General features: G+C 60.8%; 8 protein-coding genes. 6 read left to right on the top strand and 2 right to left on the bottom strand.

The window, feature by feature from the left end; all coding sequences use genetic code 11:
* From CLV77_RS15975 to CLV77_RS15950, 6 genes are all read left to right on the top strand, one after another.
* Positions 1-2,073 (top strand): relaxase/mobilization nuclease domain-containing protein (locus CLV77_RS15975; RefSeq protein ID WP_100339215.1); only part of this gene is annotated, 2,073 nt, incomplete at its 5' end.
* 8 nt (positions 2,074-2,081) lie between these two features.
* On the top strand, positions 2,082-4,082 hold the full coding sequence (locus tag CLV77_RS15970) for a type IV secretory system conjugative DNA transfer family protein (protein ID WP_076981243.1): 2,001 nt from the start codon (positions 2,082-2,084) through the stop codon (positions 4,080-4,082).
* Between the two features lie 107 nt (positions 4,083-4,189).
* The gene (locus CLV77_RS16965) at positions 4,190-4,489 is read left to right on the top strand and encodes a S1C family serine protease (protein ID WP_198945103.1); all 300 of its coding nucleotides are present in this window, start codon (positions 4,190-4,192) and stop codon (positions 4,487-4,489) included.
* On the top strand, positions 4,434-4,604 hold the full coding sequence (locus CLV77_RS16960) for a PDZ domain-containing protein (protein ID WP_083707950.1): 171 nt from the start codon (positions 4,434-4,436) through the stop codon (positions 4,602-4,604). Before CLV77_RS16965 ends, CLV77_RS16960 begins: the two co-directional genes overlap by 56 nt.
* Positions 4,605-4,700: 96 nt before the next feature.
* Complete coding sequence (locus tag CLV77_RS15955; protein ID WP_076981242.1) at positions 4,701-4,952, top strand: TFIIB-type zinc ribbon-containing protein; 252 nt, start codon at positions 4,701-4,703, stop codon at positions 4,950-4,952.
* Between the two features lie 33 nt (positions 4,953-4,985).
* Positions 4,986-5,450, top strand: a complete 465-nt coding sequence (locus CLV77_RS15950; RefSeq protein ID WP_233128179.1) for a pentapeptide repeat-containing protein — start codon at positions 4,986-4,988, stop codon at positions 5,448-5,450.
* A 106-nt stretch (positions 5,451-5,556) separates the two neighbouring features.
* On the opposite strand, the gene CLV77_RS15945 is transcribed toward CLV77_RS15950, so the two are convergent.
* Positions 5,557-7,869 carry a glycosyltransferase gene (locus tag CLV77_RS15945; protein WP_211285983.1) on the bottom strand — a complete coding sequence of 771 codons (2,313 nt, stop codon included), beginning with the start codon at positions 7,867-7,869 and terminating at the stop codon, positions 5,557-5,559.
* On the bottom strand, positions 7,782-8,849 hold the full coding sequence (locus tag CLV77_RS15940; protein WP_076981240.1) for a lysylphosphatidylglycerol synthase transmembrane domain-containing protein: 1,068 nt from the start codon (positions 8,847-8,849) through the stop codon (positions 7,782-7,784). Before CLV77_RS15940 ends, CLV77_RS15945 begins: the two co-directional genes overlap by 88 nt.
* Between the last annotated feature and the right edge of the window lie 3 nt (positions 8,850-8,852).

Below are 8,852 nucleotides of genomic sequence, written 5' to 3'. Positions count from 1 at the left end.
GCGAAGCTCGAGGCCGGTGACATCAAGGACCTGACCGAGCGCTTTGCCAAACGGTGGGATGCGGGCTTCAAGCCCAAGCTCGGACAGACCACCCACATGCTCATGTCCTTCCCCATCGGCACGCGCGGAGAGGATGTGCGCGACATTGCGACGGATGTGGCCGAGCGGTTCTTCCAGACTGATGAGGGGCATTTCGACTACATCATCGCAGTGCATGAAGACCGCGATCACCCGCATGCGCATCTGGTGCTGAACCGTCGCTCGCAGGAAGGCGAGTTCTTCTTTCTGGGGCGCAACCACCGCTTCAACTATGACGACTTCCGCCTCGCCATGGTCGAGGAGGCCGAGAAGTATGGTGTACGGCTGGAGGCCACGCGGCGGGTGGATCGCGGCGTCGTGCATTACCCAGCCCGCACCAGCGAGGTTTACGCCGCGAAAGACGAGGGCCGCGCGCCCCGCGAGCGCGAACGCGTGGGGGCCGACTTGACCCGGACGCTGGCGGAGATCGCCAACACCAGAACCGTCTACCATTCGCTTGCCGCGGAGGCTTCGCGTGAAGCCCGCGAGGATATTGCCGCGGCACTCTTCCGCGCGGGCGAGGTGCTGGCGCATGGCGGGCAGGTGGACCGAACAGGAGATGTGTATATGGCCGAGGATCAAAGCTTCGAGGATCTCAGAAGCCTCTATGCGGAAAAGCTCGCGCGGGTGCAGGGCATGATCGCCGAGAAGTCTGACGCGGAACGTCCCGTGCTGGAAAAACGCCTCATCGAGATCCAGACGCAGGTCCAGCACATGCAGCCTCTCGGTTTGCGATCGAGCACGCTGTCTGAGGTGCCGTCGGAGGGCGGGGTCTACTCAGAGGCGAATATCGACACCAACCAGCTAGAACGTCTTGCCGAGCCAGGCCTGCACTCACGGATCGACGCGGCCCTGCGCGGCACGGGGATCAGCACATCCGAAGTGGTGGCCCGGATCGAGACCGGGGCCTCGAGCGCCGCGCTGGAGCATCAATGGATCGCAGATGATCTCTCCAAGGTGGCCGAGGCGCGCGATCTGAACCTCGAACGCCGCGCCGATCTGGAACAGGCGCGCGACATTCTCAACGATGTGCATGTCACGCTCGGCACGCTCTTGGAACGGGAGAACGTGCTGCGCCGGGATGGCGTCATGGAAGCGGAACCGGTCAGCGAGCGGTTCCATTATCACCGGGACGCGGTGCGGGCGATGGAAGGGACAATCCGTCAGGAGATGCGCGCAGACGGCCTGACCGCGCAGCAGATCGAGGACCGGGATTGGGAGGTTGTATCGCGAGCGGAGCGCCGGATCGAGACGGAGCAGCGCGCGTATCTCGAAGCACACCCGGACCTGCTCGCACGCCCCGGCGATGTGATCGACCGGTCTGAACCCTACAGGGAGACCATCACCGATGCGGCCCGCGCCAGCGAGATCACCCGCGAGGTCGACCGGATCATGGAGGGACGCGACGTCCGCACGCCCGTTGCATATGCTGTCACGGATGACTTGCGCGCGCGCTATCCGGACATGCCGTCCCATCTCGCCCGTGGGCTCGGCGCGACCTATGCGGCCGTCGTCGAGATACGCGACACGGAGGTCATCAATCAGGTCCGCCGCGAAACCGAGATGCGCGAGGGGCTTGGGGTTGGCACGCGCGACGCACTCCTCGCAGCCCGCGGTGAAACTGCGCCGCAGTCTGACCGTACCGACCGCCTCGCAGACGAGATTGCGCGTGTTCTGGACCATGAGCGGGCGGGGGAGTTGTCCGCGCCTTTCGAGACCGAGGCGGAGCGGGACGCTTTCCGAACCGAGATCGCGCGGGTGCTGGATGACCGTCAACTTGAGCGGCTCACATCCGGCGATGCCGATGCGCTGGACAAGGTTCTCGAGGACCGCCTCGACCGGCTCTATGTCGCCAAGGTCTACCTGCAATCCGATGCCGCGACGGCCAACACGGAGGCCCTGCGCCAGGTGGTCGATGATCTTGCCGACACCGAATATGAAAAACACCGCGCCACAGACGTGGATGGCGAGACCGAGCGGGGACAGGTCCATTGAGCGCGCCCATGGGAAAGGCGCGGATCGCGACCGGTGTCTTGTTGGTAACGCTGGTGACCGCCGCCATGGGCTATACCATCGCCTCGGCGGTGCTGACCTACCAGGATCTCGGCTTCGGGGCCGAGATCGACTTTGCATATATCGCGCAGAACTACCTGGCGATCCTGGACCGCCGCCCGGAGGATGCGCAACTTATTCACCTGATCATCGGCAGCTTCGCCGCCGCCGGCCTGATGCTGAGCCTCGCCCTCTCAGGCTCGGCCCTCACACGCTTTGGCCAGACCCATTGGCAGACCGCGCGCGAGATGAAGGCCAATGGCTTCTTCGGGGCGCCAGGGACCGGGTTCATCCTCGGCAAGCTGGGGACGCCGAGCTCCCGCGCCAATTACATTTGCTCGAAGGTTTTCCCGCATGCGCTGATCGTGGCACCCACGGGCCGCGGCAAGACCACGGGCTTCGTCATTCCGAACCTGCTGACCTGGCAAGGCTCCGCCGTGACGCTCGATGTGAAGGGCGAGTGTTTCGAGGCCACGGCCCGTCACCGCGCAGCCCAAGGCGACAATGTCTATCGTTTTGCCCCCACCGATTGGGAGGGCAAGCGCACGCATCGCTACAACCCGCTCTTGCGCATCTATCAACTGAAAGATCCCGCGCGCCAGCAGATGGAACTGCAGCTCCTGGCGACGCTGTTCCTGCAGAGCGATAATGACCGGGTGCAGGGCCTCCTCAAGGGCGGGATCGATCTCTTCGTGGCGGCAGGGCTGCTGGCCTTCCAGCGCAAGCGCCCGACCTTGGGCGAGATCTATCGCATCGCGGCCTCGGGCGGGAACAAGCAGAAGGAGTATTTCGCGCGGGGCCACGAAGTCGACAACCGGGCGGCCAAACTGATCTTCACGCGGCTGGCCTCGACCAACAACGATACGCTGACTTCCTATGTCTCGCTCCTGATGACCTCGGGACTGGATCAATGGCAGAACCCGGCCATCGATGAAGCGACGGCGGTCTCGGATTTTGATTTCCGGACGATCCGCAAGAAGCCCTTTTCGGTCTATCTCGTGGTCCAGCCGCTGATGGTGAAACCATTGGCACCACTGATCCGGCTCTTCTTCTCCGATCTTCTCTCGGCCATGCAGGAAAAGGATCCCGGGCCAGATGAGCCGTGGCCCGTGATGATCATGCTCGACGAGTTCAACCGTCTCGGCAAGATGCCCATCGTGGTCGAAAGCATCGAGACCCTGCGCACCTATCGTGGTCACCTCGCCGTGGTCACCCAAACCATCCCCGCCCTCGATGAAATCTACGGCGAGAACACCCGCCGCGCCCTGCAAGGCAATGCCGGTGTGAAGCTCTATTTGACGCCCTCGGATGAAAAAACCGTCGAGGAGCTGAGCAAGGCGGTCGGCAAGACCACGAAGACCGTCATCACGCGATCCCAGTCCATCGGCAAGAACCCCTTTGAAGGGCGCAGCCAGTCGACCCGGACCGAAGAAAGCTCGTTGTTGCCTGAAGATGAAGCGCGCCGCCTGCCGCTCGATGAAATCGTCATGGTCATCGATGCCCAGATGCCGGTCCGGGCGAAGCGGATTCAGTATTTTGACGACCGGATGTTCAAGGCAATCCACGGGGCGCAGACGGGGGAGTTGCCGTTTCCGGAGCCTGGGGGAGGGGGGCCGCAGGGAACGCTGCCGCTGAGTGTGCGCGCCATGCCGATGACACCGCCTTCGAATGGACCAGGTGGACCTGACGCCGTCGTTGAAAACACAGCTCAGGCTTCGGCGGGTCAACTGTCACGACAAACTGACGGCGTTCCGAAGAAAACCGCGCCCGTCGTTCAAGCCGTTATCGCCGAGGAACAGCGACAGATGGAGATGGATTTTGGCAGCAGCGTCGTGGATGCTGACACTGCGAGCGTCGTTGATGAGGCGCAGATGCGCTCCGCCGTGGATGGATTGAATGAAATGGAAGCGATGCTGCGAGAGGACGGTGGCGAAGAGCTGGTTGCTCGATAGCATGGCGGAGATGGATTGTTTGTCGCGCAGTGTAAAAAATGGACTTTCTCTGCAAGCCCGAGGGGATAATGCCGTGAAGTAGAAAGCCGACATCCGGATCACTCCAAATTGAGAGGGTATTCGGCACCGCCGCAGGTCCCTCCGGTCTCGACTGGACGCTGACGACCGGCATCGTCTCGGCGCTCGACCGCGAGATCCCGACACGTGGCGGTGCAACGATCGAAGGCCTGATCCAGACCGATGCCGCGATCAACCCCGGCAATTCTGGTGGCCCGCTGATCGATATTGCAGGGCAGCTGATCGGGGTGAACACGGCGATCTTCAGCCCGGCAGGACCCCTCGTGCCGCTTCGTGCCGGGCGATGTTATCACGGCCATAGACGGGCGGGCAGTCAGGACCTCGGATGACATCCGCGATGCACTTGACGCCTACGCACCCGGTGACAGGGTGGCCATTTCCCTGCTACGAGACGGGACTGAGCTCGAAACCTCTGTTGTCCTTGCTTCGCCGCAACCGGACTGACCTCGCCGCTCGCGCAATTATCAGCCTGCGCGCATTGGAATCCTGCTGAAAGTGCTTACTTCCTTTGAGGATAGAAGTCACACAGGAGTAGAACGCATGCAATGTCCCGTAGACGGTGAAACATTGGTAATTGCCGAGCGCAGCGGTGTCGAAATCGACTATTGCCCGAAGTGCCGGGGTGTCTGGCTGGATCGCGGTGAACTCGACAAGATCATCGAGAGAGCGGGGCCTCCTGCTTCTGAGCCCGCCCAGGAATATCGGCAGGACACGCGGGGGACTGACTCGCATGGTGGACGCCCCTACAAGAAGAAGCGCGAATCCTTTCTTGGCGATCTGTTCGATTTCTAGGGTGTGAAGTGTTTCAATCACGAGGCTCGAGAATTGAAAAAGAACAAGAAGAATGTGGCGTTCGGCCCCGCGATTTCCGCACTCATTGTTTTCCTTTCGGCATTATCTGTCGCGGCTCAAGAGGCCAGCGACACGTCGCAGTTGAGAATGCTTGGACGATGTCAGGCATGCAGTTTCGAAGGGCTGGATCTCACCGAAAGCAAGCTCACAGGGGTCGATCTGAAAGAGTCGACCCTGCGGGCAATCGATTTCGCAGGCGCGAATCTAAGCATCGCGCTCTTTGATTTCGCCGTGATCGAGAACGTGTCGTTTAACGGTGCAAATCTGGGCGGCGCGAGCTTCAGGGGGGCGCGTCTGGTCAACGTGACTTTCGAAGGAGCGGATCTTAAGGCCGCTGTCTTCGAAGACGCAATCCTCGAAGGCACCGATATAACGGCTGGACGTCTCTGCAACACACAGATGCCGAACGAGACCACCGAAAATACCGAGTGCGATTGACCCAGCAGTGATGCTGCACGTTTGAAACTGTTAACGCACGCCCGAGAATAGGCGCCGCGCACTGCGAGCATTGATCCACCAACTCCTGACGCAAAGGTGATGCTGTTCAACTGGAACGCAGAGCCCCTTTTGTCTTGGACTTTGAGCGCGCCGCAATCGCGGTGTGGTAGACCCGTGCGATATCAGTCGAGAACCGTTCGACGGAGTGTTGTCGGGCCTCTTTCAATGCAGCTTGCGCCATCGCATGGCGCTCGGAGCGGTTCACGAGAAGCGCATGAACAGCATCGGTCCAAACCTCGATATTCTCTTCGGTCAAAACCCCGGTCCTTCGATTCTGCACGAAGGCGTCCACGCCGCTGGCATTCACTGCAACAACGGGCAAACCCGCCGCCATGGCCTCCAAGATGACCATGCCCTGGGTCTCCGATGTGGACGCAAAGACGAACAGATCGCTCAGACCGAGATAGTCCGGGATATGATGCTCCGAGACAGACCCGACCAGGCTCACCTCCGAGGTTAGATCTTTGTCCCGGATGGTCCGGGTCAGATGCGCCCGCTCCTCGCCATCCCCAATCACAAGAAGACGAAAGGGGGGCGCGTGGCGCTCCTTGAGTTCCCGCATCGCCGCGATCAGGAAGTCGAGGTTTTTTTCCTTCGAAAGCCGCGACACGGTGACCAGTATTTTCCGACCGTCCGGGTTGTGTCGGGACCGGAGCGCAGCAAGTTGGCAAGGTTCCTGTGGCTGGAATCGCTCGATCTCGACTCCTGTCGGGTGAACATGCACGGGCCGGTCCACCCCGATCAGCCGCACGTAATCCCGCGTCACCGGCGTCGGAACGATGATCTCGTCACAGCTGTTCGCGAAGCGCCGCACGAGCCAGTGTGCGATCACGTTGCGAAAGAGGACACCAGGCAGGGGGATCGTATGCGCATACTGTTCCAGCCTCGTGTGGTAGGTAAAGATAGCCGGGACGTTCAGCCGACGCGCCATGCGATGCCCCAGAGACCCGAGCCAGAAGGGATGATGAAGATGGATCACGTCCGGCCCGAACTGCCGGACCACCTGCCACGTCCTAGGATGCAGCGGATTGGCGACACGGATAAGGCCGCCTGCTTCAATCAGTGCCGGAACGCGCACGACTCTGGTCTCTTTGACGTGCTGGCCGTAGGCGGGTGCGACCACCAGCACCTCGTGTCCGAGCTTCTCCAAACCTTTTCTCAGGCGATCTACAGAGATCGCGACACCGCCGATGAACGGCAGATAGGTATTGGTGAACATCACCACCTTTAGCGGGCGGCCGAGGTCGACGGCGATACGGCTATCGTAATCGGGATAGTAGTGCCGCTCCCGGAACAGGCGGTTGTAGAGATACATGCCGACGATGACGAAAGCCGAAAAGATGAGTAGGAAATTCAGCCAGCCGACATAGAAGAGCGAGTATACGAAGAACCAGAGTCCCTCGAGCTGTCGCGTGAGGGGGGTGGGCGCGGTATCGACCCGCATCATCTCGACACTGATGTCGCCCTCGCTGATCGACACTTCGAGGTAGTGGTAAAAGCTCGCATCGTCGTTGAGAACAAATCCGCCCGCTCCTCCGGTGACGACATGTCGGACCCCGCCAACGGTTTGATCGGAGAATGTCGCAGCCCCCGCCGAGACCACCATGTCGACGTCGAGCTCCGATAGCAGGGCAAGGAGCCGGTCACGGTTCGTACTTTCCGACCAGGCACCAACATCCGGTTCGAAAAGCGTCTGCTGCACAGGGGGGACGAGAGGATGACCCACGAAGACCAGCACCGGCGTAGGGCTATCCGCCTGCAGGATGTCGCGCAGCCATCGCTCTTGCCAGTCTGTCGGCGTGCGCCCGGTGGCATCGAGAAACACGAGCCGTGCCTGCGGCAGGGCAAATGAATAAAAGTGTGGCCCGAACCGCTGATAAAACCGAGCGCTTCCGAACTCCTCGTACTCGTTCTCCCCGAATGTCAGAAGATAAGGAATATCGAGATGCGACAGGGTCCCGAGGAGCGCTCGGTATTTGTCCTCTCCGCCCCCGCTCACGAGATTGCCGGCCGAGACGACGAAATCCAGACCGGACGAGTTGACCCGAGGGATGATCTGCCGCTCAAGGACACCGATCGAATTGTTGCCTTCTCCCACCACCGCAAACCTGAGCGGACGATCCGCCGCGACCTCGGCCTCGATCGCTTCAATCTGACCGACAAGAAGAGCGCTGGAATCCGGCGCCGATGCGTAGAGATAGACACGGTATCCCGCGATTGTCAGTACGATTGCAAGGTTTGCATAGAAGAAGAGAGAGAGTAGGGCACGGTTCATCCTGGCTGCGCTTTCCGCCGAAGGACGAGGATCGAAACGATTGTTCCGCTCGCCATGCCGAGATAAATGGTCAGGAACCGCCATGCGAAGATGACAAGCAGAAGGTCATCGGGGGCCATGCGGCCTGCCATGAACCCGGCGAAGGCCAGTTCCGCAAATCCAGCACCGCCAGGGGTCGGTGCGAAATACATCAGGAACGTCACCACCGACAACGTCCCGATGACCGTCAACCAATCCACATTATAATCGAGAATTTCCAACAAGAGCGCCGGAAACGCGAAAAGCGTCAGTAGAAACACGAGCGTGCAAGCTACCGCCGCTAGGGCATAAAGATGCGATCCCCGGACGAAGCGTGCAAAGCTTGCCGAGAATTCCGCCGTCTCGCGGTGCACCGCATTGGCCCAGCGGTCCCGTCTATCTGTGCCCAGGAAACCAATGCGAGACGTAAGCGCGAGAAGTCGGCCGAGTAGTGTTGCGATCCAGTGGGGGCGGCGCAGCACAATCAGGAAGCCAACGAGATAGAGCACGATGAATCCTGACAGCGACTGCAGGGTGATCCTTGCAAATCCGTTCGGCGAAGATCCCGGGTGCAAAAATTGAAAGAGCGGGGCGACAAGGAAGATCGTCAGCATGGCGAGAATGGTCCGGATCGTCGTCGCCGCGGCCGAACTGCCAACGGCCACGCCATGCCGTTGCAGGTACCAGACCTGCGCGAAACCACCGCCCGTCGCAAGGGGTGTCACATTCGAGAACAGGATGTTGATGAACACAAGGGGGAAAATCTCACGAATTTTCACCCCGACTCCGATCGTGCGCAGGACGAAGTAGAGCCTCAGCCCGTCAGACACAAAGTAGACCACCAGAAAACCGAGGATCAGGGCCAAAGCCTGCGGTTGGACCAACCTTGCGTCGAAACGTGGAAGTTCGCCTCCGAACATCGATGAGACCAAGACAAAGCCGGTCGCTGTCAGGCCGATGAACAAGGCGGCCGAAACGAGCCAGGCTGATGGCTTGCCCCAGAGGGTCGCCTGGCCATTCTGGCGCTGTTGTTTCTCTTCCTGCATTGG

It is taken from the genome of Brevirhabdus pacifica, assembly GCF_002797755.1.
GTDB classification, from domain to species: domain Bacteria; phylum Pseudomonadota; class Alphaproteobacteria; order Rhodobacterales; family Rhodobacteraceae; genus Brevirhabdus; species Brevirhabdus pacifica.
This window is presented reverse-complemented; position numbering and strand designations above follow the sequence as displayed.